This window comes from Paenibacillus allorhizosphaerae, from assembly GCF_042659105.1.
GTDB classification, from domain to species: Bacteria; Bacillota; Bacilli; order Paenibacillales; family NBRC-103111; genus Paenibacillus_G; species Paenibacillus_G allorhizosphaerae.
In genome coordinates this window covers 311218-335163 of record NZ_JBHSRV010000004.1, presented here as the reverse complement: position 1 = coordinate 335163, position 23946 = coordinate 311218, and the positions used below count along the sequence as shown (strand labels likewise).

Genomic DNA, 23946 nt, shown 5'->3' with positions numbered 1-23946 from the left:
ATCGAACCCAGCTATGTTGTCTAGTAGGTTATTCGTTTTAGACGATAATTGAATAAAAAGTACTAAAAAGTAGCAAAAACCATTGACAAGATACAAAATGTATCATAGAGTTAGGGAAGTGGATGATACGTTATGTATCTGACAAGGTGAGGAAGGCGTCAGTTCAGTATGAAGCTAATCGTTGGAGGTTAATTATGGAGCTTAAACAGTATTTTTTGATCTTAAAGAAGAGGCTTTTGCTCATCGTGCTGTGCGTAATCATCGCGACGCTGACGACTGCGGTCTACAGTTACACGTACTACACGCCTCTGTATCAAGCATCGACCAAGTTCATCGTCAACAAGACGGTGGAGATCGAGCAGATGGGACGGGAGCAGATGGATCTGTCCGCATTGGGCGTTAATATCTTGTTGATTAATACATATAAAGAAATTATCAAATCCCCAGCCATTATGGATAAAGTCACTCAACGGTATCCTGAACTGGGGCTTACGCCTGAGCTTCTCAGCAGCTTGGTCAATGTGCAGTCGGTCAATAATACGCAGGTCATGACGCTATCCGTGCTGGACTACTCGTATGAAAGAGCCGCGAAAATCGTAAATGCCGTCTCCTCGGTATTCCAGAGCGAGATTCCGAAAATCATGAAAGTGAACAATGTAACCATACTGCATTCGGCCAACCCCGACGATTCTCCGACACCGGTCAATAAACGGTCTTATCAGTACATCTTGATTAGCGCCGCCGTTTCATTGCTGTTTGCAGCGGGAATAACATTCCTGCTTGAATACTTGGACGACACGCTCAAAACGAAGGAAGATATTCAAAAGCTGATGGGCGTGCACGTCCTGACGACTGTCTCCAAGGTAAAAGCGAAGCAATTGACAACGTACAAACCTATATCTCCCAGAAAGCAGGTAGGTGAACCGCATTATGCCAAAGCTGAAGGATCGTCTTGAACTGCTCCCTAAAGTGGATGAAGCTTTCACGGAACTGAAAGTGAATTTGGATTTCTCGATCAAAAAGAACGGCATGCAAAGCTTGGCGGTATTATCGGGAAACGCGGGGGAAGGACGGACGACGAGTTGCCTCAATCTTGCCATGGCGTATGCGAAAGCAGGCAAGAAGGTTGTCGTTCTGGATGCGGATTTTCGCAATCCTTCCACCCACGTCACGTTCGGGGATTCGAACCATGTCGGATTAAGCAAATATTTGGCAAAGCAAGCTCCGTATGGGGATATCGTTAAAAACTCGGCATACCCGGGCCTTATGTACATCCCGGCGGGACCTTCTCCTCTGAATGCGCCCGAACAGCTCGCTTCTGCTGAAATGGATTTGCTGATGCAAGATTTGAAACAACACTTTGACGTCATCGTCGTCGACACGCCTCCGGCGCAAAAGTTTATCGATGCGAAGATCATGGCGGCAAAATGCGACGGCGTTCTTCTCGTGATGGAATACGGTAAAGTGAGACCGGCGGCTGCGCAAAGGCTGAAGGAAGAGCTGACTCATGCGGCTGCACAGCTTGTAGGCATTTTGTTGAACAAGGTTACGGTTAAAAATATATAATTTTACGCGGTTTGTTTCGTTCCACCGAAGGTAAAGTCTACTGCACCTTTATCACTGTAGGCACTCGGCCATGCTGTGGGTTGCGATAACCTTAGACATTGATTGTCAAGGGTGTGGCGTGAGGAGGGGTTAGATGCCCTTATCTTATAAAAAGTCTAGCTATGCTGTTTTATCTTTAGCGATAAGACAGCAAAGTTAGGCGTTTTATTAGAAACAGACAAATTCGCAGTATGGAGGGAAAAGGAATGAAAGTAAGAAAAGCGATTATTCCGGCCGCAGGGCTTGGAACCCGTTTTTTGCCGGCAACAAAAGCGATGCCAAAAGAAATGCTTCCGATTATCGACAAGCCCACCATTCAATACATTGTTGAGGAAGCGATTGAGTCGGGAATCGAAGACATCATTATTGTAACCGGCAAAGGAAAGCGTGCGATCGAAGACCATTTCGACCATGCCTTTGAGCTGGAAACGAATTTGGCGGAAAAAGGAAAAGTCAAGCTTCTGGAAGAAGTGCGCCGGTCGTCCAAAGTGGAAATTCACTACATACGTCAAAAAGAACCGAGAGGACTCGGACACGCAGTATGGTGTGCCAGAAGATTTATCGGCGACGAACCGTTTGCCGTATTACTCGGCGATGATATCGTTCAATCGGATACACCCTGCCTGAAGCAGCTGATCCATCAGTTTGAAAACACCGGCGGTTCGGTTATCGGCGTGCAACCGGTATCCGACAATGAAACCCAGCGGTACGGCATTATCGACCCGCTGACAAAAATCGGCAGTTTATACCAAGTAAAGCATTTTGTCGAAAAACCGCTCCCGGGCAAAGCGCCATCCAATTTAGCCATCATGGGGCGTTACGTTCTTACGCCTGAAATTTTTCGCTTTCTCGATCTTCAGGAAGAAGGAGCCGGCGGCGAGATCCAGTTGACTGATGCGATTCAAAGATTGAATGAGATTCAGAACGTCTACGCTTATCATTTCCAGGGTATTCGTTACGATGTTGGGGAAAAACTCGGTTTTATACTGACAACATTGGATTTTGCACTGCATAATCCTGAGCTTCGCGGGCCGCTTTTGCACGCGCTCGAGACGATGCTGGACAAAAATTCCCTTCCCAATGTCATCGGATAGAAGGAGTTTGGTACCATGTCGAATTATTCCGATAAAGGGGAAGTGCTCAGTTCTCGAACGTATTATCAGGATGGTTCGCTAAGACAGCTTGCTGCCAAGCAGAGAAACTATGTGCTGATGAAGAGAATACTGGACGTTGCGGCATCATGCGTCGGCCTCTTGCTTTGCACCTTTTTGTTTTTCGCGATTGCGGTTTTGATCAAGCTCGAGGACCCGAAAGGAACTGTCTTTTTCAGGCAGATCCGCGTCGGCAAAGACGGGAAGCATTTCTATATGTACAAATTCCGATCGATGGTCTGGAATGCAGAGGAACTGCTGAACAAATTAATGGATAAGAACGAAATTCAAGGCGCGATGTTTAAAATGAAAGACGACCCTCGGATTACGAAAATCGGCAAAATACTGCGCGTGACGAGTTTGGACGAGCTGCCGCAGTTGTGGAACGTGCTAAAGGGCGACATGAGTCTGGTAGGCCCAAGGCCGCCGCTGCCTCGGGAAGTCGAGCAGTATTCGGCCTATGACAGGCAGCGCTTGACGGTTATCCCGGGATGCACCGGACTGTGGCAAGTTAGCGGAAGGAACGGGCTTTCCTTTGAGCAAATGGTCGAGCTTGATTTGTACTACATTCAAAATCGCACCATTTGGTTCGACATCAAGCTGATCTTCAAAACCGTTTGGGTCATGCTGTTTCCGAACAACGCTTATTGAACTTCATCTTTTTCCGTCAGGAGAGCTTATATGAAAGTAACGGTAATAGGAACCGGCTATGTGGGACTCACTACAGGCGCATCGCTCGCTTATTTGAATCACGAGGTTACTTGCGTCGACACGGACGACCGAAAAGTCGAGCAGTTGTCGCAGGGAATTATGCCTTTCTACGAGCCGGGCTTGCATGAATTGATTCATATGCGGCCCGATCATATCCGTTTTACCAGTTCCGCCTGGGAAGCGGTTATGGACGCAGATGTCGTCTTTTTTGCCGTAGGAACGCCGGCTAACGAAGACGGTTCGCCCAATTTGACATTTTTATTTTCGGCTGTGGAAGAGACGATCGGCTATTTGCGGATGAAGAGCAAACCGACCGTATTGATTAACAAAAGTACGGTTCCCGTAGGAACCGGCGATCAGATCGATCGCAAAGTCAAGGAAGCCGGGTTGGCGAATCGGGTCATGGTCGTCTCGAACCCGGAGTTCCTCCGACAAGGACGTGCGCTTTTCGATACCTTTTATCCGGAGCGGATCGTCGTAGGAGGAGAACAGGCTGCAAGCGACGTGTTGGAAACACTATATGCCGCTGTTCTTAATCAGAGCTTCGAGTCACCGCTGCTTACCGGACGCCCCGACGGTTATTCCCTGCCCGACTATATCCGGGTCGACCGCAGAAGCGCGGAGCTGGCTAAATATGCGGCCAATGCGTTTCTCGCTATGAAGATCAGCTTTATCAATGAAATTGCCAACGTTTGCGACCGGGTCGGAGCCGATGTGCGGCAAGTGGCAGGAATTATCGGCGCCGATCCGCGCATCGGTCCTTCCTTTTTGCAAGCGGGCATCGGTTACGGAGGAAGCTGCTTTCCGAAAGATACGCGGGCGTTGCAATTCATTGCAGACACCAACGGATATGACTTTAAACTGCTGTCCGCTGTCATCGAGGTCAATCAGTCCCAGAAGTTTATTATGATACACAAATTGTATGAGCAGCTCGGCGAACTGGCAGGCAAACAGATCGCGGTGCTCGGATTATCTTTCAAACCGGGAACGGACGATCTGCGGGAAGCTCCCAGCATTCCGCTGATCCGGACGCTGGTGGCCGCCGGAGCGAAGGTCCGGGTCCATGACCCGGTAGCCATGCGCAAAGCCGCCGCCCTGCTTCCGGATTCGGTGCATTTCGCCGGGGGAATACTGGAGGCACTGTCGCAGGCGGACGCTGCCCTGCTAATAACGGAATGGCCCGAGTACACAAGTATGGATATCGGAAAATTAAAATCGGTCATGCGGCGGCCGCTTGTGATCGACGGCCGGAACGCTCTGAACGTGTCGGAACATGACGAATTGGAGTATATAGGAATCGGAATTGGAATGAAAGGCACCGCCGGTTATGTGTATGCAAACGAATAGCATACGGTCCGGTGAAGAGGCGGTCCCGTCGCGCGGACGGCCTCTTCGATTGATGAACGCTAACTTTGATAGCAACCGAAGCTTGAACCGGCTGCTCGTGCAGCGCCACGGTATGGCTTACGATAATACATACAATAGAATGATTTTCTTCAATGTCGTGTAATTTTGATGAAAGTGGGCGCATGAAGTTGAATGCTCTGATGCAAAGAATTCAGGAAATTCGCCTTGTTAGGATCGCAGCCGGCATGGTTCTGTTTTGCGTTTGCGGATATGCTATTGGCCGGACCGTGATGGACCCGTCCAAAATCAGAATGATTTTTTTCGCTTCCATCAGTCTGATCTTTATCGCGCTCAGCATTCGGTATCCGAGATGGATGCTGTTCGGGCTGCTGCTGTACCTCCCGTTCATGGGCTTTTTCCGGAGGGCGTTAATTCCTTCTTCCGGGTGGAGTTCGTTTGATCCGCTGGTCGTTCTTGCGCCTGCCATGATCATGCTGCTCGGGTCATATTGGGTATATTGGACTTATATTCGGAGGCAGCCCATTGACAAAGAAGACGATACCCGCTTGTTCAGGCTTGTTCGCTGGATGCTGCTAATCGATGTGCTGCAAATTTTCAACCCGCTGCAGGGAAGCATTTTAACCGGACTCGGGGGCGTGATTTTTTATGTCGTTCCGTTGTTCTGGATGGTGCTGACCCGCATTCATTTTAATGAACGCTGGGTCAAGTTTATTTTCGGAACGGTTTGCGCGATAGGCGTCATTAGCGCGATCTACGGATTGAAACAAATTTTTTATGGTTTTTTGTCGTTTGAAGAAACCTGGATTGACATTGCCGGCTACGCTGCACTGATGGTCAGCGAGGACGAATCGAGAGCCTTTTCCTTTTTTACCAACGGGGCGGAGTACACGATTTATCTCGTTATTTCCATCGTCATCACCTGGGTGTCCCTGCTTCGGGGGAAGCTCATTGTAAAGCTTGCTGCCATTCTCGTTTTACCGTTATTGATGTACGCCATGTTCATGCAATCGGCGCGAACGCCGGTATTTCTTACCTCGTTCGCTATCGCCGTAGTAACAATAGTAAGCGCGAAAAAAACTTCTACCCGGTGGCTTGCGGCGATCGTGATGGCCGGAGTGCTTGTGCTTGCGTTTTCGGCGATTACCAGGATCGATACGTCGGGCAGCGCGCTTATCGCACACCAAGTCAACGGCCTCGCCAATCCGTTCGATGAGGAGCATTCGACGGCGATGATCCATATCAATATGCTTCTAACCGGGTTGATGAAAGGCTTTACGATGCCGGTCGGCTACGGTTTAGGGAGTACGACCTTGGCCGGGATGAAGCTGTCGAACACGGGACATAGCTCGGAAGTCGACTTAAGCAACATGATGATTTCCAACGGTCTTCCGGGCGGAATCATCTACGGACTTATTATTTGGGAAGCGCTGCGCATGGCGTTCAGGGAAGCCAGATCGGGCACGATGGGGCTGATCATCTTGGGGATTTTGCTTGCGACGCTGGGCGGCTGGTCGATTGGAGGCAATTACTCAACATGTGCCATTGTATGGCTTAGCATAGGGTATTTGGATGTGCTGACATTAAAACGCAGGAGGGAACTTTTGAAATGCGAAAACAGCGTCAACGCCGTAAAACAGCCGTATACCGCAACATAAAGACGGTTGCCGTATTAGGCATCAGCTTGTCCGTTATTGTCGGCTGCTCGGCAATCCGGGTATTTCAACCGGAGAAAGAGGCTTTGGCCCAAGAGCAGCAGCTCAAGAGTATCAAGACGTTGAAACTAACCAAACTAAAGATCGGAGAGTCGCCGGAACAATCTGCGGAATTTGTAGCCTCCCTTCAATTCGATGTGCTTGCCCAGACCGACGGGATCGTAGAAGAAGTGTTGAAGAAACGGGGGGATAGCGTCAAGGAAGGCGATGTCATCGTCCGATTGTTTTCCAGGGATGCGAAATTTGAGCGGGAAAAATTGGCGCTTGCCGTAAAGAAAGCCGAAGACGCCATCAGCAGTGCGCGGAGCGAAAAAGAAATGGGTAGAACGGAGCTCCTCAATTCAATAAAGAAGGCGGAGCAGGGCATTTTAGAACTGACGCGGACCCGGAATAAAACGCTCAATGACTACGAAGCGGGCGTCGCCAAAAAGCTGCAGGTGCAGCAGGCGGAAAATCAACTCGCCAATGCGCAGCTGGACATTCAGTTTTTAAAGCAAAAACTGAAAGTTTTGGAAACGACGGATTCGTTGACTCCGCTGCAGACGCAGCTGAAGGAGGCGCAATTGAGCCTGCAGCAGTTCGACGAACTCGCTTCCGGGCTCGAAGTGAAAGCGCCGGCCGACGGCATTCTGACCGAACTGCTGCTGGACAAGGGCATGCCGGCCGGAAAGGGAGGCAAAATCGGGCTGATTCAACGCATCGACCCGGTTAAGATCAAAGCGCAGCTGTCGGAGCAAGCCGCCCGATTGGTGCGGGGCAAAAATGAACTTACTTACTATCTTCCGGGAACGACGGAGAAGGCAAAAGCGAATGTGAGTTTCCTGTCCAGCGTCATCGATCCCCAGACCAAAGGGTACGAGCTTAGCTTGGAAGTTCCGAATCGCGACCTGAAGTTCAAACCTGGAATGAAAACGCGGGTGCAGCTCACGACAGAAGACGAGCAGATCGTTCTGTCCGTGCCGGTCGCAAGCATACTGAAGAAGGGCGACGAAAATTTTGTGTTCGTTGCCGTTAACGATACCGTAGAACGGCGTAAGGTAGAGCTCGGCCGCATCAGCGACGACGAACTTAGTCAAGAAGTGCTATCGGGTGTGCGAGAAGGGGAGATGCTCGTTACCTCCGATCCGAATCAATTGAAAGATAAAGAGAAGGTACAACTGGCTACGGCCGGTAACCAAGTGAAAAAGTGAGGGCCCGAGCTGTGAGACATCATTTATTTAAAATCGTCGCTTCTGTCGCAATCTGCGCCTCTTTGATCACTCCATCGTCCGCAAGCGTATATGTAATGGCGAATGAAACGGAATCCGCGTCGGCTGCGGTACAGCGGTATGCACTGACCGATTCGGTGGAGGTAGAGGTCAAGAGCGTGCTCAACGAACGGACAGCGAGTGGAACGCGAATCGGCGTCGTCCTTCGTTTGTTCAACAGCGGAGATCGCATGACCCGGGTCCCCGAATATGCACTAAGGGTGAAGACCAGCAGCGGCAACGAGTACACGCTTCGCGCCAGCGAGTCGAATGCGGCAGCGATACAGCCGCAGGAAAAAGTCGAGCTCAGTTATGTCATCGTGTTGGACCGCAACGATGATTTTAGTCTGACTTCGCTTTATTGGGTCGATATCGACGAGTTTGAATATCCGATCAAAGAGAAGACCGTGCTAACCATTCCCGTTACGAGCCAGTGGAACGGTAACCAGGCGTCTCTGGCGGCCGAGGGCCAATCTGTGGCCTGGAAGCAGCCGTTCGCCATTCCCGTGCTATCCTTGGGCTTGCGCTTTACGCCGATTCAATTAGTGTACCAAAACAGTGCACAAGGTCCCGTCGCTATCGTGGCTCTGCTCGCCGAAAACAAAGGCGTATTGAAGGAAACGCTGCCTGCGATCCAAATTGACGGGAATTCCGACAAAAAAGTATACCATGCGAAGCGGATCGCTCCTGTCGGGGAAGTAACGATCGAACCCGGGGAGAAGCAGCAATTGTTTTATGCGATACCACTCGAAAACGATACGGTTCTCAAGAGCTTGACGATATTGAATCAGGAAAGTTTTGTCCAGGGGGATAAAACGGTCCTCGAATACAATATCGGGCGATTGACCATTCGTCTCGACGAGAAAACCGCCAATTTAAGCGGGCAGCCGCAACCCGTTTCACCGGGCGGATCCATCCCGCTGGATCCGTTGAACAATTTGATACAGCAAGGCATCGAGGTTTCGATGGTCGAGCTGCATATGCACGGAGCCGAGGGAGAAGGTTACCAGATGGCCATCGCCAAGTTCAAGCTGAAAAATCAGACCGACCGGCCGCTGCCCGTACCACCTTTCATGGCCGAGCTCCGGACAGCGGAAGGGTATAGTTATATTGGAGCAAGGCAAAGCGCTGCAGCCCAGGAACTGGCGCCGAACTTGAGCTATGTGATCAGTTACTCGTTCAATTTGCCGAATTCCGAGAAAGGCAGCAATTTGACGATGAACCTGCTCGACGGACAGTCCGCAGCGCCATACCGCATTCCGATCGCATCCTACCAAACCCAGATCCAGAAAGAGACAGACGACGGCATACTGAAATTTTATCCGTTCGAATCCAAGCTCAATTACTGGACCGTCTCGACTTTATACGATGCCGGAAAATACAGGTATAAAATGAATTTGGATCTGGATATCAAACGGCTTGACAACATTGTAGTGGACCAAAATTTCTCCAAAATGCGAATCGAGCTTGCCGACAGCCAAGGAAGAGTGATTGGCTCGGAAACGGTTTCTTTCACCGGCGTCAATCGCCTGGTGAGCGGGAAACAGTCGTTTATGTTCGAAAATATTCGCACGGATCAGCTTCTAAGTCATTTGGTCGTGAACATTTACGAATCGATCGACACTCCGTTTGGCGAAGCAAGAAGACTCGTGAAGACGGCAGAGCAAAGGTAACGTATGAAAAAACTTTTTTTGTCCAGCCTTGGTGTGAACATTTTGGTAATTGCCATTAATTTGATTACGGGCATCCTTAGTGCGCGGTATTTGGGACCGGAGGGGAGGGGCGAACTGGCGACGGCGACGCGCTGGAGCGGCTTGTTCACTATTCTTTTCACAATCGGCTTGCCTGGAGCTGTCATATATTTAGGCAAACAGTTTCCCGAGAAGCAGAGGGAATATTTCGGCACCTATTTGCTGATCGGGACGTTCATCGGCGTCGTCGGCGTGGTTGCAGGCGAATTCCTCGTGCCCGTCTTGCTTTCCGGTCAGTCGGATAAGGTCATTGCACTCGCTCAAATTTCCATGATCACTTTGCCGCTAGGGCTATTGTCCGACGGTTTGATCGGTACGCTGCAGACACAAAATTTGTTTGGCAAAGTGTTAACCCTGCGGATCTTAAATCCGGTAGGGACGCTGACGATCATTTGCGGTCTTTTGCTCTCGCACGACTACTCCGTCCGAAACTTCATCATTTGCAGTCTGTTCTGGTCATTGGCGATGTTTATCATCTCATTGGGATGGGTGTTGAAAGTGATTCGTCCGCGCATTGCGAATGTGTTTCGGGCAGCGCGTGAGCTGTTCACGAAAGGAATTCAAATTTACGCCAGCTTCATCGTTTCGACGTTCGGCAGCAATTTGGATCAGCTGATCATCTCCTTATTTCTCACTACGTACACTTTGGGCTTATATACCGTTTCCGTGAGCGTCGCCACCATGCTTCCGTCTGTCCTTGTCGGCGCCTTGGGGACATACTTGTTTCCGAAGCTGATGGATATGCAGCAAGAGCAGAGGCAGCGGCAGGTGGAACGCATTCACGGAACGTTGTTCTATGGAACGTTCTCGCTCGCTATATGCGTGGCGCTCGTTTTGCCCTTCCTGCTCCCGTTCGTATACGGCTCCGAGTATGCGGAAGCGAGCTTGATGGGGCAAATCCTGCTTATATGCGCACCGCTCAATGTCGGTTATGTCGTAATGATCAATTATTTGTCGACGGAAGGCAAGTTCAATTATGTGACCTATGCGGAAATTACAGGGCTGGTCACCGGCGGAACGACGGCATTCCTCCTGCTTCAGTGGCTGGGCGGAGTCGGCGCAGCTCTGGGCGTCATGATCATCGCGCTGGTGAAATGGGCGGTAGTGCTGTACCGGTGTGCAAGCCTCGGTATCGGCTGGCATCGCCTGTTACGCTTTTATCCCGGACCGTTTGTCTCCGCATTGCGATTGGTGCAGAACAAACTGCAGCGCGGGCGCAAACAACCGAGTGTCATCGGCGACTGAACGACGAGAGCATAGCCAAGATCGATAGTTAGGTGGTACAACGAAATGAACGTTTTGATTCTGACCAAATATTTCTCCCCCATACGCAACGGCCTTTCCGACCATACAGAATTAATACGCGATCTGTTTAAACAAAACTGTAGTTCTGTAACCGTGTTGTGTCAGCAGACGGCAGAACGTTCGCTTGCGAAACCATTAAATATCGACGACCAGGATATTTTCGAATACGTCAACTACCCCGACTTCATTCGGCAGCTGTCTTATATTTGCAAACGGAAAAAGCCGGATGTCGTCTTGTTTCAATATGTGCCCCATATGTGGGGGAAAGCCGGCGTCGCCCCTTTTGCGGCGCTGCTTCCGCTTTGGATCAAATGCGTATACAAAGTCCCAGTGGTCAGCTTTATGCACGAGCTGCACTATGATTGGAGCTTTAAGCCGAAGCAATTGCTGCTTGCCTTGTGTCATCGGATTCAATTGCTGTTGATCGGCGGCTCCAGTCGGTTTCAAATCGTAACGAACCATAAGCGCGAACATGCGCTCAAACGCTTTTGGAACGGCAAGATTTACCGAATTCCGGCAGGAAACGTGAGCGGCCGAAAAGACGATGCGCTAAGAACGCCGCGTTATCCCTGGCCTTATATCACCTGGTTCGGAACGTTATCCGAGCTGCAGCGGCTTGAAGAGCTGGTTTGGGCGTTTGCTGGTTTGGCGGGAAAACATAAAGAATTGAGACTTGTACTGGTCGGAGGCTTTAATGTAAAAGCCTCCAGAGTGGCGGAGATTAAGCGGTATGCGGAGGAGCAAGGTTTTGCGGAGCGTCTCGTGATCCGCGGGTTTGTAGACGATGACGAATTAAGCGACATCTTGTACGGCAGCGTGGTGAACGTCTTCGTCGAATCGTCGGGACCTTCAGGCAGACGAACGGTCGTGGCGGCCTATTTGAGAAGCGGGCGCGCGCTCGTAGCGATTAACGGCTCGGAAACCGACCCTGAATTTATTCATGGGGAAAACGTTCTGCTGGCAGGCGATCGGGATGAATCCGCTCTGGCGGAACAAATCCGCTGCGTATTGGAACGCGATTCTGTGCGCAAGCGGCTCGAGAAAGGCGCCCGATCTTTATACCAGCAGCACTACTCGGACGAAGCGTTATCGGAAAAACTGACCGATATGCTATCGCACGCATTGCGCGGTTATTATGCGGATCACAAGCGGGGGGCGTTATGAGAATACTGCAAATTGCCGACGAGTTCAATTCAGCGGGCGGACTGGAGCGCTTCATTTACGACTTTTCGGTGCAGCTGGCGAAGAAAGGTCATGTGACGACGCTGGCGGCGTTAAAAGTGAATTATAACGACAGTTGGGGCGAGGAGCCGTTTCATGCGGTGTCCATCCCCGACGATGTGAATCAATGGATGACGTATGCCGAAGACTTCAAGCCCGACTTGATCGTTTGGCACACGATCCCGCACACCGCCAAAATTGTGGAGCGCTTGGCCCGTAAATATACGACGATCGCTACGGTGCACGGGGTGATGTGTCCGTCGGGGCTGCGGATGTACAGAGACAACGAAGCGTTGTGTATGAAGCGCGGAAGCGTTTCGTGTCTGGTGAACTGGTACGCAAGGAAATGCGGGACGAATATTTCCCCGGTAAAGGCGATCCAATCGTTGACGCTGCACCAGGCTATGGTCGCCGCGCTTCAGCGGTGCACCGAAGTATTTGCGGTCAGTAAGGCGATCCGGCAATTTTTGGTGATCGAGGGCATCGCCGCTTCCAAAATCCGTATATTCGACAATACGTTGGCCAAATTCGGGGAATGGAGTCCGCTCCTGCTGCCGAAGCCCCGTAACGAAATCAAGCTTCTTTACGCTGGACGGCTCGTTTACTCTAAGGGCGTTCAATATTTAATCCAAGCGGTGCGGCTGCTGCTTCAAAAAGGCATTCAAGTCGAATGTTCCATCATCGGCGAAGGGTGGTACAAACCGGAACTGGAGCAACTGTCCGCACAACTCGAATTGTCGGAGCACGTGAACTTTGCAGGATGGATCCCAGGTAAGGATATTCATGCGTGGTATGTAAATGCGGACGTCCTCGTCGTTCCTTCCATTTATCCCGAACCGGCCGGCTTGGTGGTGCCGGAAGCAAGAACGATGGGCAAGCCGGTTGTCGTATTTGATTCGGGAGGTCTCCCTGAGTGGGCGGACTTCATGGACGGCGTATATGTAGCAAGACGTGCCGATGCAGAGCATTTGGCCGATACGATCAAAAGCATCATCACGGAGCCTAGACATCCGAGTGCGAATGATCGCAGACCCGGCATTACCCGTATCAACCTTGTAGAAGCGATAGAAGAAGGAGTGAGGACCGGTGCATAAAGTGCTGATGGGCTGCTCCGCCGGTCTCGGAGAAGGCGGCTTGGGAGGACACTTGAATTTCGTATACGAATCCGTGAGGCATAGCGGCGGCCGTGCCGAAGTATTTACATCCTCATCAGCCGTCTCCGGCAGTACGATAACGATTCCTGCGCCATCGTGGCAGAAATGGATCAAGTATACTCCGGTCCGGTGGCTTCCGGCAACGAAAGTGTATTGGGATACCGTTCATTTTGACCGATACGTAAGCGAGAAGCTGCCGAGTTCGCCGGTCATCTACCATACGTTCCCGGGGTACGCGGAGAATAGCTTTCGCAAGGTTCGCCGTTTTGGAGGAATCACCGTTTTGGAAGCCGCAACGACGCATGTGGCGGCATTGTTCTCGGATACGAGCCTGGAGCATCGTACATATAAGATGAAAGGCTCGCCGTTTCATCCGTCTTGGGTCGAGCGGGTCCTAAGAGAATACGAGCTTGCCGATTATATTACCGTCGCCTCCCGAATGCAGATGGATTCCTTCCTCCGGCAAGGCATGAAACCGGAAAAGTTGTTGTTTGCACCGCTGGGGGTTGATACGAAGCGGTTCCACCCGCTGCCGGGTCAAGCGAGCCTTGTTCCGAGGATGAAAGGAGAGCCGTTTCGGATCATATCCGTCGGGCAAGTGTCGCTGCTCAAAGGAGTTCCCTACGTGCTCGAGGCGGTGAAAAGAACAGGCGATCCGGAAATCGAGATCACGCTGTTTGGAGGCATCGGCTGGAGAAAAATCCGCTCGCTTATCGAACAATATCAACAGGCGGGAGTCCGGATCAAGCTGGGGGCGGGAGACCCGATTCCTTCGTTACGAAATTCGCATCTCTGCGTTCATGCCGCGGTCAATGACGGATTTGGCCTCGCTCCGCTGGAGGCGATGGCAACGGGGATACCGACGATCGTAAGCGATGCAACGGGTATGAAAGACGCGATTGAGCAGGGGCGAAGCGGATTGATTACGCCGGCAAGAGACGCTGGAGCGCTGGCTGAACAAATTCTGCGCCTCAAGCATGACGACGATTACCGGATTCATATGGCCGAAGCTTCGATAACGGCAGCTCAGCAATACGATATACAGGAACGTGTCGCGTACTATGCTCAATTGCTTTCGCCTGTGTGGAGTTCCATTCAGGGTGAGAGATCCGGGTAATGCGCGTGATTGATTCGAATTCATTTATTCATTGAGCGGGTGAGAAGCCAAGATGAAGCGGAAGAACGACGTGGGATTGTTCAATTTGCACTCGGATAGCAAGGCTTCGCGATATTTGGATGCCTTGCGCTGGTTTGCGGCGGTATATGTGATGATCTACCATCTTAGACCCGTGTTGTTTCAAGGGTTCAACGGCGTGGAGCACAAACATTTGCTGGTCAAGGCCGCGTATTTGTTGACGAGCATGGGGTATGAGTTCGTCATGTTGTTTTTTGTATTGAGCGGTTTCTTCATTTCCGCCAGCGTGCTTAAAGCGATTCGCAGCGGGACGTTTTCCTGGAAGACGTATTTGATTAATCGTTTTACTCGCTTATGGCTTGTCTTGATTTCCGCTCTGATTCTTACTTCCATATGGGCACAAACGCAGTTACTTATATATCCTCAGTCCGATTATTTTACCGATAACATGAAATGGTCCGACTTCGCAGGCAACTTATTTTTCCTGCAAGGCATTTTCTTTCCGAATTACGGCGGTAATTTGCCGCTGTGGAGCTTAAGCTACGAGTTCTGGTACTACATGTTGTTCCCGTGTCTCGTTCTTACGTTCGTCTCGCGGACCCGACTTTCCAAGATTTTATACGGCTGCATAACCGTTGGGATGAGCATCATGCTCGGTCAAGCGATTATGATGTACTTCCTTATCTGGCTGCTCGGCGCTTTGTTAGTGCTGCTGCCCCAAATCAGGATTCGCAAGGAATGGTTATTCCGCTTGGGCGTGCCTGTGACGGCAGCCTTATCAGGTTTGGTTATGCTTGCGGACAAAGCGTTGCTTCACCAAAGCGATGCGGATCTGGTGCAACGATTCGTGCCGCAGCTTGCCGTTTCCATCTGTTTCGCCTCCTTGATCTACGTGATTTTGCATAGCTGCAATGAACCGAAGTCGGTGAATACGAAAGTATTCAATGTTCATACGTTTCTTGCCGGATTTTCCTATACGCTCTACTTGACGCATTATCCTGTCATCAACTTTCTCCGCGTGTCGATCGGCGATGGTCGCTGGGGAACATGGCAGCCGGATCTTTGGCACGTTTGTCTCGGCGTTCTCCTGGCAATGGCCATTATTGTTTACGCATGGATCGTCTCGACATTTACCGAAGCGCACACGTCTACGGTCAGGGCATGGCTGACGAAGGTATTGAATAAGCCCGGATTTAGAAGGAGGAACGGCAACTATGAAAATTCTCGCAACCGGTATGGGTTGGATTGAACATACACCAGGCGGTTTGAACCGTTATTTTGCGGATTATCTCCAAGCGATGAGGCGGCATGGCCATCAGGTGGAAGGATACATTACGGCGTTTGGCGAACGAACGACCGCTCCGGACTACATTAACGACGTTGTCAGCGAGCCGGGGAAGATCGGGACCTGGGCGCGGATGAAAGCATTCCGGCAAGTGATCGGCGGGGCGGTGACACGGCAGCGTCCCGATATATTCAACCCGCATTTCGCCCTGTATTCCTCGCTGATTACCCGTAATCAGCTTCCCTCTTCTCTTCCGATCGTAACTCATTTTCAGGGGCCATGGGCGCAGGAGTCGCTCGTGGAGGACAAAGGACACCGAATCGGGCAAACGCTGCGTTATGAAATGAAGAAGCAGGTGGAGCTGCTCGCATACCGCCGTTCGGACCGGTTTATCGTTCTTAGCGATTACTTCAAGCAGCTCCTGTCCAACGATTACGGCATCAACCAAAATCGCATTCACCGGATTCCGGCCGCGCCGGATTTGCAAAGGTTCCGTCCTGCCCCGGACCGCAGGCGGCTTCGACAGGAACTCGGTTTAGGCGAAGAGAAGCAGGTGATGTTCTGTGCGAGGCGGCTTGTCAACCGCATGGGTATTGATCATCTGATTCAAGCGATGCGGCAGGTTACCGCCCAGTCGCCGGAAGCGGAACTGTATATTGCTGGCGGTGGGACGCTCCGCGAGCCGCTGGAGCAGCTCGTGAAGCAATATGGCCTTGGCGCGCGGGTGCGTTTTCTCGGCAGAGTGTCCAATGAAGATTTGGTTCGCTGGTACCAAGCCGCCGATTTAAGCATTGTCCCTACTTTGACGCTCGAAGGCTTCGGCCTAGTTACCGTAGAGGCGCTGGCTTGCGGAACTCCGGTCCTCGGAACGCCGTACGGGGGGACGAAAGAAATTTTGGAGGGTCTTTCTCCGAATCTGCTTTTTCAAGACAGCTCGCCGGAAGCGATGGCCGATAAAATCGGTTCCGTATTGCGGGGTGAAGTCGCCATCCCGTCGAGGGATGCTTGTATCGATTACGTGCTTCAGCACTACACTTGGGAGCGGGCCGCGAAAGAGATTACCAACGTGTTCGAACATGCCGTGGCGGAACGGAAGGAGGTTTCATTGCGATGAACATAGCCTTTTACAACCACACGAGCGATGTGAGCGGTGCGGAGATCAGCCTATTGCTAACGGCGAAGCATTTGAAACAGGCAAAGCCCGTGCTGTTTGCCCCGGAAGGCGAACTGCTTCAAAGGGCCCGTGATCACGGCCTGGAGACGGTGGGCATCCCGAGCTACCGGGCGAGGTTGACGAGAAACCCGCTGCTGCTGCTTCTGCACATGCTTGGGATGCTCTGGGCGGGTTATTTATTCGCCAAACAAATTCGCAAGCACCGTATGGATATCATCCACGCCAACTCTTTGCGCGCGGGTATTATGGCCGCCCTCTTCTGTTGGATGCACCGTCTTCCGGTTGTATGGCACGTTCGCGACAACCCGCCGAATGGTGCGATCGGGAAAGCGATTGAGCAGTTGGCCTCCACTGCGGTAAGTGCAATCTTATGCATCTCGAATTCAGTCATTCAAGGTTTTGACACGGATAAACTGAAGAACAAACTTTACTTGGTTCACAATGGCGTATCCATTCGCGAGATGACGCCGGAAGAGAAGACGTTTCATCGGCGAAACATTCGCGAACAGTTGAATACGCCGCCGCAAAGCCATGTCCTGGTTATCATCGGCCAGATTGCTCCTTGGAAAAGGCAGGAGGACGCGATTCGCGCCGCCCACCGGCTGATTCAAGATGGAATGGACGTGTACTTGTGGGTGGTCGGCGAGCCGAAATTCAGAGAAGAAAATCAAACGTACCGCAGCTCGCTCGGCCAACTGGTAGAAAACTTGCAGTTGGTCGATAGAGTGCGCTTTACGGGGTTTCGCGAAGATGTGCTGGAGATTTGCTCGGCGGCGGATCTTCTATTGTTATGCTCGGACAATGAGCCGTTCGGTCGCGTCATCATCGAGGCAATGTCCCAATCGCTTCCCATTATCGCAACAAATGCGGGAGGACCCCGCGAAATTCTCGAGAACGGGACGAGCGGATTATTGTACGAGGTAGGTGACGTAGAGCATCTCGCGAAGCATGCCGCCGGATTGCTTACATACCAGAATCTCAAGCGAGATATGGAACGAATTGCGCTCAAACGGGTGAAAGAGCATTTTACGATCGAGCGGACTGTCGAGAAAGTCGAAGCGGTATACCAAGAGATCGTATCGGCTCAGGCGAAAAATAAATTGAAATTCGACAAAAGCGTCGGCAAGGAGGTCTCCCCATGAATGGGATGCGGGTGGCTATCGTTCATGATTATTTGAATCAAATGGGGGGAGCGGAAAGGGTTGTGGCGATGCTCCACCAACTGTTTCCCGAAGCTCCGATTTACACGACGATCGCGGATCGGAACAAACTGCTGCGGGAGCTGCAGGACGCCGACATCCGGACCACTTGGATGCAGCATATTCCCGGCATTTTTAAACGATTCAAGCATTTTTTCTGGCTGTACCCGTTAGCCATGAGGTCGATCGACCTGCGGGGTTACGATTTGGTCATCAGCTCCAGCAGCGCGTATGCCAAGGGTGTTACGGCGGATCCGCAGGCAACGCATGTTTGTTATTGTTATACGCCGATGCGTTTTGCCTGGGACTTTAACACGTATATGGAAGGCATTCAAGTTCCCCAAGTGATCAAGAAGCTCGTGCAAGCGATGGTCGCTCCACTGCGTTTGTGGGATGTGTCGACGGCACGCAACGTGGATCACTTTGTCGCGATATCGACGATCGTTCAGCAGCGAATCGAGGCTTGCTACGGTCGTTCATCGTCTATCATTTTCCCGCCGGTGAACGTATCCCGCTTCTCGGTCTCGGAGCCGTCGGAAGTGCAGGATTATTATCTGGTCGTATCCCGGCTTGTATCTTACAAGAAGCTGGACTTGGCGGTGGAGGCGTGTACCCGGCTCGGCAAAAGGCTTGTCGTGATCGGTGACGGTCCTGACAAGGAAAGGCTAGAGTCTCTCGCCGGCCCAACCGTGGAGTTCAAAGGACGGTTGGCGGATGCCGAGGTCGTCCGTTATATGAAAGCATGCCGTGCTTTTTTGTTTCCAGGTCTTGAGGACTTCGGCATCACGCCATTGGAAGTTAACGCGTGCGGCCGACCGGTCGTTGCTTATCGGGGTGGTGGCGCTTTGGATACGGTTGTGCCAGGTCTCAACGGCTGTTTTTTCGAACAGCAGTCGGTGGAATCGCTCGCTACCGCATTGGAGCAGTTTGAAAGCCATACGTGGGACCATGCTGAAATTCGGCGTCATGCCGAACGTTTTGATGCGTCGCGGTTTTGCCGTGAACTGCTCGAATACATCGACAATCAATTGGAAAAGAGACCTACGCCCAAACGGCCGCTTGCTGCCGTTCCAGAACAATAATAAAGGAGCACGACACTATGAAACTCGTATTATTATCCGGAGGTTCAGGAAAGCGGCTGTGGCCGCTATCGAATGATTCGAGATCGAAACAGTTTTTGAAGGTGCTTCAAGGGCCGGAAGCCGGCTTAGAGTCCATGGTTCAACGGGTATGGAGACAACTGGCTGCTTCCAAGTTAATGCATGACTCTTACATTGCGACGGGCAAAGGGCAGACGGAGATGCTGCAAAGCCAGATCGGAGCGGAAGCGCCGCTCATCATTGAGCCGGAGAGGCGGGATACGTTTCCTGCGATTGCGTTAGCGGCAGTTTACTTATATTCGATTGAAGGCGTCAGTACGAATGAGGTTGTCACGGTTATGCCGGTGGACCCATACGTAGATGACGCTTTTTTTGCGAAGATGAAGGAGTTGGAAGTCGTCCTCCATCAAACGGGCGCCGAACTGGCGCTGATGGGGGTGAAGCCGACCGATCCATCGGAAAAATACGGTTATATCGTTCCGAGTATGCCGGATTCGGCCGGGGAGGGGCGGTATTATACCGTCAGTCATTTTACAGAAAAGCCCGATAAAGCGAAAGCTGCGGTTCTATTGGAACAGCAGGCGCTTTGGAATTGCGGCGTATTTGCGTTCAAGCTCGGCTATCTCATTGACCTGCTGATCGAGAAGGGACTTCCGATTCAATATGAGGAAATGGTCAAGCAATACGCCAAACTTCCGAAAATCAGCTTCGACTATGAAGTGGTGGAAAAAACGAAAAACATCATCGTTGTCCCCTATAACGGGTTCTGGAAAGACCTAGGTACTTGGAACGCGCTGACGGAAGAAATGAACAATTCCGTGATCGGAGTCGGTGCCGTAAGCCCTGATTCGCACAATACGCACTTGATTAACGAGCTGGATATTCCGGTTGCCGTGCTTGGCTTATCGAATATCATCGTTTCCACGAGCCCGGACGGCATCTTGGTCGCCGAGAAAGGAGCATCTCCACAAGTTAAAGATTTAATCAAACATTTCGAACAGCGTCCAATGTACGAGGAGCGGCGCTGGGGGACATACCGCGTGCTGGATTATAAAAAATATCCCGAAGGCAACGAGGTGCTGACGAAACGTATCTGTATCGGAGCCGGAAAAAATTTAAGCTATCAAATGCATTTTAAACGCAAAGAAGTATGGACGATCATTGCAGGCGAAGGCGAGTTTATTCTAAACGACCAATATCGGCTCGTTAAACCGGGGGATGTGCTGATCATTCCGCAAGAAGCCAGACACAGCATTCGGGCGCTCCGCGATTTGGAAATCATTGAAGTACAGAGCGGTAGCGAATTGGTGGAAGAAGATATTATACGCCTCTGTGTATCTTGGGACGAGATTATCGAATTTAGCCATGCCGGACGAAACAAGTAAAACAACACGTCCGGGATTCCTTGAAGTAAGCTCTGGGGATCCCGGTCAGGTTGTACAGGTACGGGAGAGATTTTGAATGCCAAAGTTGAGACCTTTGCTGTATTTGCTTCCGCTAATCGTATGTATCATGCTTCTGTTTAGCTTTTCTTCGCAATCTTACGACCAGCAAACCATCGTCCCCTTTTTGCGCAGTCACCTGAACGAAGGGGAGCTGACCCGCATCCTCCCCAATATAGCGGTGAAATACGGAGACCGCGTATTTATGTTGAAGTGGCAGCCGCTTCAATTTTTGGAGTTTGTATTTCGAAAAATGGCCCATTTAATCATGTACGCTACACTCGCAGTTGTTCTTTTCCTCGCGCTGTTCCCTTTTCGGTTCCGATGGGGTTGGAAAGCGGCTTTCGTGGTGCTCGCCATCGTTTCTACCGCCAGCCTCGATGAATGGAATCAGACGATGCGTATTCGTCGGAATGGAGAGGCGATCGATGTCGTGTTGGACTCGCTAGGAGGCGTCGTCGGATTGCTGATCTGCATAGCGGTCATGCGCATTAGAAATAAAAGAAAAGTGAGGGAGCAGTAGCTTCCTCGAACCCCTTCCCCCAATTCAATTGTTGATTCTTTCCCCTTCTACTCTCATCTCTAACTATTTCCGCAAATGTTTCGTATTGGATCCCGCTCCTCGTTTGCACTACTCACAACCTGCGTCTGTTCGTCAAAATTCACACGCCATCGAACCGCCCCTCCACCCAAATCCTTTATTGCGACAGCTCCCCCGAAAATTTGAGCTTCTTAACGGCCGGTCGGCTTAATAAAAATTTATTTTTCTACTTTATTTTTTTCAGCTTTCGATGGAATGCGCTAGAACAAGCAAGCTATACTATAACTAGAAAGAAAAGTTGATAGACGGATCGCGATCCTGCCGGGCAGGAAACGTTCCGGCAATGCGGATGGAGGCTTCTAGGATTCTACCATATGTCCAAGCGAATATTAGGTATATTTAATATACAGGTGGATATACTTGATATTACTATGTTTAGGGAGATGAAAAGGTATGAAAAAAGCTTATTCCAAACCGTTGGTACTGGGGCACGAAGTCATTACCTTTGAAACACTTCTTTCCTGCAAACCGCCCAATGAACCCGGACGGAACCTCGAAACCGGCGAACTTGTATGCTTGCGTCCTGATGGAACCTACTATCCACGATGAAAACAACTTAAACAACCGCCCCCTTGTCGACAAGGGGGCGGTTGTTCGTTTATACACAATGCAGCGTGACCTCGCTGCGGACCATAAAACGGATATTCAGGCCGGTTTGACCGATGCCTTTAGAAATATAATAAGTGCCGTAAGCCGTTTTATGCATGCCTTTGTAAATGCCCATGGCGGGCAGTTTGCCCATCGGGCGAAACCGGTAGAAGAAAGGAAGATTGAGCTGTTTGCCGTGCAAATGCCCGGCCATCAGGTAATCGTAGGATTCCTGGAGGTGCAGTACGATATTCGGGTCATGGGTGATCACGATTCGGCGCTGCTCCGTGTTCGTCCCTTCGAATGATTTGGCGATGCGGCTTTTCCCGCTGCGAAAGTCATCAATTCCGATCAGTTGAAACCCCGGCAGACGGACCGATTCGTTGCGCAGCAGCTGAATGCGATAATCGTCCAATAAGCGGACGATCTTGATGACTTTTCTTAGTTGGTAATCATGGTTGCCGAGCACCGCATAGACCGGAACGCCGCATTGAGCAAATACCGCGAAGTAACGCTCCAGCAAAGGAAGTTTTCTTTCCAATTGCGTATAATCCCCCGTTAGGAACACATAATCCGGCCTTTCCCGCTCAATGACCCGCTGCAAGCGTCTAGGGGTAATCCGCAGTCTTTCTACATGAAAGTCGCTGATCTGCAATATTTTTTTTCCCAGTCCAAGATCGTAATGAATCCTTTCGACCTTTAACCATGCGGTTGGCAATATAAAAGCGATATACACAAAGAGCACCATTGATGCGACGTACAGGATCCACTCCATCATGCCAACTCCAAATCTTGGGATATACACCTTATTGTATATAAAAGAAGCCGACAAATATAGTCCATCTTGCACTTTCACTATCGTGGAGGATCGCCATGACGAACGGATGGGCCCAAAAGCATACCAATTCTCATGAACCGCTGCTGCGTTCGAAGCTGGAGACGCCCCGGCCTGTTATTGTACGTCATTCTACTTTTCGTGATAACGCAGCTTGCATATAAAGGAAAGTTGCCCCAAAAAGGAAAACGAGCGCTCAACAGAGGCGCCCGTTCGATGGGATGAATGCCACTTCATCTCCTGGATATACTTGTTGCCGTTTTCTTCCGCTTCCCTTAGCACCGTATTGATGTCTTTTTGATCGTAGGCCATATTTTTCGCGCCTTCGTTGAGGAACGAATACAGCTTGACATCATATTTGGTCGCTTTCGCCAGCGGAGCCGGCTTTACGGTGAATATGCCTTGAAGATTTTTGCCGTCGTACAGCTTTGTATCGACCGCGACGTCCTTCTTCATGGCAGGGTCTTTGAGCGCGGTCAATCTAGTACCTTTGTTCATCGCTTGTTGCGCTTCATCGCTGATAAGCGTCTTAAGAACCGCATACGCGGCCTTCTTGTTCTTGCTGCCCGGTGTGACCATGGCGAGATGGAAATCGACCTCCCGGCCGACTCCGGGTTTATCTTCAAAGGAAGGATACGATACGACATCCCAGTTGAAGTTTTTGCCCGATTCGTTCAACTGAGGGAGCCGGGCTGTCGTAGCCGCTAGCCAGAAAGGGAACATGGCGATCTTCTGATCTTTCAGGAAGTAATCGATGCCGAACGTATATTTCTTTTTCGGCTCGATGCTTCCGGGAATGCTGTAGTTTTGCTCGAACAGATTGAAAATTTTTTTAAAGGGATCGGTCGTGAATACCGCCTTTTCCTGCTTATCGTCGACAACGCCCAGCCCGTAAGCCCGAACCAGTATGCTCGGATTTTGCAGATCGATTCCGATGTACTGCGTACCTTGATCGAGTCTCGTTACTTTGCGGGCCAGCTCGATAACCTGATTCCATGTCATGCCGTCTTTTGGAAAAGAGACTGCAAATTTGTTGAATATGTCTTTATTGTAGAGCATCAAACCGTAGTTCATCGCATAGGGGATGCCATATAGCTCGCCTTTCGTCCCAAAGCTTTTCATGACGTTGATCGTTTCCGGCTCGAACTTGCCGAGGTCGATCTTCTCCTGCTTGACGAAGTCGTTCAAATCGGACCCGAGCCCGAGCTGCAGCAGATCGTACAAATAATAATTGCTTGTCAAAATAACGTCGGGCACTTCGCCGGCGGCGATGAGTTTATCGAGAGTCGTTCCGGTAACGAGCTTTGTCGTCAAGTTCGGAAATTTCGCTTGAACGGGCTTGGTTCCGTGCCGGTATGCATC

The 23946-nt window shown here is 50.9% G+C and carries 21 protein-coding genes; 19 read left to right on the top strand and 2 right to left on the bottom strand.

From position 1 onward, the window contains the following. The first annotated feature begins 194 nt into the window (after positions 1-194). The 19 genes from ACFQI7_RS17875 to ACFQI7_RS17785 all read left to right on the top strand — a co-directional run bounded on the left by ACFQI7_RS17875 (position 195) and on the right by ACFQI7_RS17785 (position 21710). Positions 195-956 carry a YveK family protein gene (locus tag ACFQI7_RS17875; protein ID WP_218098188.1) on the top strand — a complete coding sequence of 254 codons (762 nt, stop codon included), beginning with the start codon at positions 195-197 and terminating at the stop codon, positions 954-956. Then, on the top strand, positions 931-1566 hold the full coding sequence (locus tag ACFQI7_RS17870) for a CpsD/CapB family tyrosine-protein kinase (RefSeq protein WP_218098187.1): 636 nt from the start codon (positions 931-933) through the stop codon (positions 1564-1566). The genes ACFQI7_RS17875 and ACFQI7_RS17870 overlap by 26 nt, the downstream gene beginning before the upstream one ends. Before the next feature lie 245 nt (positions 1567-1811). Next, on the top strand, positions 1812-2699 hold the full coding sequence (gene galU / locus ACFQI7_RS17865) for a UTP--glucose-1-phosphate uridylyltransferase GalU (protein ID WP_218098186.1): 888 nt from the start codon (positions 1812-1814) through the stop codon (positions 2697-2699). A 15-nt stretch (positions 2700-2714) separates the two neighbouring features. After that, positions 2715-3407: a sugar transferase gene (locus ACFQI7_RS17860; RefSeq protein WP_218098185.1), complete on the top strand. Its 693-nt coding sequence runs from the start codon at positions 2715-2717 to the stop codon at positions 3405-3407. A 30-nt stretch (positions 3408-3437) separates the two neighbouring features. Beyond that, positions 3438-4814: a UDP-glucose dehydrogenase family protein gene (locus ACFQI7_RS17855; protein WP_218098184.1), complete on the top strand. Its 1377-nt coding sequence runs from the start codon at positions 3438-3440 to the stop codon at positions 4812-4814. Between the two features lie 182 nt (positions 4815-4996). Beyond that, a complete protein-coding gene (locus ACFQI7_RS17850; protein WP_218098183.1) occupies positions 4997-6490 on the top strand; it encodes a hypothetical protein in 1494 nt (497 codons plus the stop codon). Next, positions 6442-7737 carry an efflux RND transporter periplasmic adaptor subunit gene (locus ACFQI7_RS17845; RefSeq protein WP_218098182.1) on the top strand — a complete coding sequence of 432 codons (1296 nt, stop codon included), beginning with the start codon at positions 6442-6444 and terminating at the stop codon, positions 7735-7737. Before ACFQI7_RS17850 ends, ACFQI7_RS17845 begins: the two co-directional genes overlap by 49 nt. 11 nt (positions 7738-7748) lie before the next feature. After that, positions 7749-9467 carry a hypothetical protein gene (locus tag ACFQI7_RS17840; protein ID WP_218098181.1) on the top strand — a complete coding sequence of 573 codons (1719 nt, stop codon included), beginning with the start codon at positions 7749-7751 and terminating at the stop codon, positions 9465-9467. A 3-nt stretch (positions 9468-9470) separates the two neighbouring features. Then, on the top strand, positions 9471-10790 hold the full coding sequence (locus ACFQI7_RS17835) for an oligosaccharide flippase family protein (RefSeq protein WP_218098180.1): 1320 nt from the start codon (positions 9471-9473) through the stop codon (positions 10788-10790). A gap of 45 nt (positions 10791-10835) precedes the next feature. Then, complete coding sequence (locus tag ACFQI7_RS17830; protein WP_218098179.1) at positions 10836-12014, top strand: glycosyltransferase family 4 protein; 1179 nt, start codon at positions 10836-10838, stop codon at positions 12012-12014. Continuing rightward, complete coding sequence (locus ACFQI7_RS17825; protein WP_218098178.1) at positions 12011-13165, top strand: glycosyltransferase family 4 protein; 1155 nt, start codon at positions 12011-12013, stop codon at positions 13163-13165. The genes ACFQI7_RS17830 and ACFQI7_RS17825 overlap by 4 nt, the downstream gene beginning before the upstream one ends. Then, entirely contained in the window at positions 13158-14342 is a 1185-nt protein-coding gene (locus tag ACFQI7_RS17820; RefSeq protein ID WP_218098177.1) for a glycosyltransferase family 4 protein, read from the top strand. Before ACFQI7_RS17825 ends, ACFQI7_RS17820 begins: the two co-directional genes overlap by 8 nt. A 52-nt stretch (positions 14343-14394) precedes the next feature. Then, the gene (locus tag ACFQI7_RS17815; RefSeq protein WP_218098176.1) at positions 14395-15609 is read left to right on the top strand and encodes an acyltransferase family protein; all 1215 of its coding nucleotides are present in this window, start codon (positions 14395-14397) and stop codon (positions 15607-15609) included. Further along, positions 15575-16759, top strand: a complete 1185-nt coding sequence (locus ACFQI7_RS17810; protein ID WP_218098175.1) for a glycosyltransferase family 4 protein — start codon at positions 15575-15577, stop codon at positions 16757-16759. The genes ACFQI7_RS17815 and ACFQI7_RS17810 overlap by 35 nt, the downstream gene beginning before the upstream one ends. Further along, positions 16756-17961, top strand: coding sequence for a glycosyltransferase family 4 protein (locus ACFQI7_RS17805; RefSeq protein ID WP_218098174.1), 1206 nt, complete (start codon positions 16756-16758; stop codon positions 17959-17961). The genes ACFQI7_RS17810 and ACFQI7_RS17805 overlap by 4 nt, the downstream gene beginning before the upstream one ends. Then, the gene (locus ACFQI7_RS17800; protein ID WP_230414785.1) at positions 17958-19100 is read left to right on the top strand and encodes a glycosyltransferase; all 1143 of its coding nucleotides are present in this window, start codon (positions 17958-17960) and stop codon (positions 19098-19100) included. The genes ACFQI7_RS17805 and ACFQI7_RS17800 overlap by 4 nt, the downstream gene beginning before the upstream one ends. Before the next feature lie 17 nt (positions 19101-19117). Next, the gene (locus ACFQI7_RS17795; protein ID WP_218098173.1) at positions 19118-20503 is read left to right on the top strand and encodes a sugar phosphate nucleotidyltransferase; all 1386 of its coding nucleotides are present in this window, start codon (positions 19118-19120) and stop codon (positions 20501-20503) included. Between the two features lie 76 nt (positions 20504-20579). Beyond that, entirely contained in the window at positions 20580-21083 is a 504-nt protein-coding gene (locus tag ACFQI7_RS17790) for a VanZ family protein (protein ID WP_218098172.1), read from the top strand. 471 nt (positions 21084-21554) lie between these two features. Continuing rightward, complete coding sequence (locus ACFQI7_RS17785) at positions 21555-21710, top strand: hypothetical protein (protein ID WP_218098171.1); 156 nt, start codon at positions 21555-21557, stop codon at positions 21708-21710. Positions 21711-21759: 49 nt separating this feature from the next. Here the strand turns inward: ACFQI7_RS17785 and ACFQI7_RS17780 are convergent, their stop codons facing one another. Both ACFQI7_RS17780 and ACFQI7_RS17775 read right to left on the bottom strand, forming a co-directional pair. Next, positions 21760-22527: a metallophosphoesterase gene (locus tag ACFQI7_RS17780; RefSeq protein ID WP_218098170.1), complete on the bottom strand. Its 768-nt coding sequence runs from the start codon at positions 22525-22527 to the stop codon at positions 21760-21762. Between the two features lie 189 nt (positions 22528-22716). Further along, entirely contained in the window at positions 22717-23898 is a 1182-nt protein-coding gene (locus tag ACFQI7_RS17775) for an ABC transporter substrate-binding protein (RefSeq protein ID WP_218098169.1), read from the bottom strand. Positions 23899-23946 lie beyond the last annotated feature (48 nt).

Coding starts and splice junctions, on each gene's coding strand:
- ACFQI7_RS17875 (WP_218098188.1), top strand. CDS start 195: ATGGAGCTTAAACAGTATTTTTTGATCTTAAAGAAGAGGCTTTTGCTC.
- ACFQI7_RS17870 (WP_218098187.1), top strand. CDS start 931: ATGCCAAAGCTGAAGGATCGTCTTGAACTGCTCCCTAAAGTGGATGAA.
- galU (WP_218098186.1), top strand. CDS start 1,812: ATGAAAGTAAGAAAAGCGATTATTCCGGCCGCAGGGCTTGGAACCCGT.
- ACFQI7_RS17860 (WP_218098185.1), top strand. CDS start 2,715: ATGTCGAATTATTCCGATAAAGGGGAAGTGCTCAGTTCTCGAACGTAT.
- ACFQI7_RS17855 (WP_218098184.1), top strand. CDS start 3,438: ATGAAAGTAACGGTAATAGGAACCGGCTATGTGGGACTCACTACAGGC.
- ACFQI7_RS17850 (WP_218098183.1), top strand. CDS start 4,997: ATGAAGTTGAATGCTCTGATGCAAAGAATTCAGGAAATTCGCCTTGTT.
- ACFQI7_RS17845 (WP_218098182.1), top strand. CDS start 6,442: ATGCGAAAACAGCGTCAACGCCGTAAAACAGCCGTATACCGCAACATA.
- ACFQI7_RS17835 (WP_218098180.1), top strand. CDS start 9,471: ATGAAAAAACTTTTTTTGTCCAGCCTTGGTGTGAACATTTTGGTAATT.
- ACFQI7_RS17830 (WP_218098179.1), top strand. CDS start 10,836: ATGAACGTTTTGATTCTGACCAAATATTTCTCCCCCATACGCAACGGC.
- ACFQI7_RS17825 (WP_218098178.1), top strand. CDS start 12,011: ATGAGAATACTGCAAATTGCCGACGAGTTCAATTCAGCGGGCGGACTG.
- ACFQI7_RS17815 (WP_218098176.1), top strand. CDS start 14,395: ATGAAGCGGAAGAACGACGTGGGATTGTTCAATTTGCACTCGGATAGC.
- ACFQI7_RS17810 (WP_218098175.1), top strand. CDS start 15,575: ATGAAAATTCTCGCAACCGGTATGGGTTGGATTGAACATACACCAGGC.
- ACFQI7_RS17805 (WP_218098174.1), top strand. CDS start 16,756: ATGAACATAGCCTTTTACAACCACACGAGCGATGTGAGCGGTGCGGAG.
- ACFQI7_RS17800 (WP_230414785.1), top strand. CDS start 17,958: ATGAATGGGATGCGGGTGGCTATCGTTCATGATTATTTGAATCAAATG.
- ACFQI7_RS17795 (WP_218098173.1), top strand. CDS start 19,118: ATGAAACTCGTATTATTATCCGGAGGTTCAGGAAAGCGGCTGTGGCCG.
- ACFQI7_RS17790 (WP_218098172.1), top strand. CDS start 20,580: ATGCCAAAGTTGAGACCTTTGCTGTATTTGCTTCCGCTAATCGTATGT.
- ACFQI7_RS17785 (WP_218098171.1), top strand. CDS start 21,555: ATGAAAAAAGCTTATTCCAAACCGTTGGTACTGGGGCACGAAGTCATT.
- ACFQI7_RS17780 (WP_218098170.1), bottom strand. CDS start 22,527: ATGATGGAGTGGATCCTGTACGTCGCATCAATGGTGCTCTTTGTGTAT.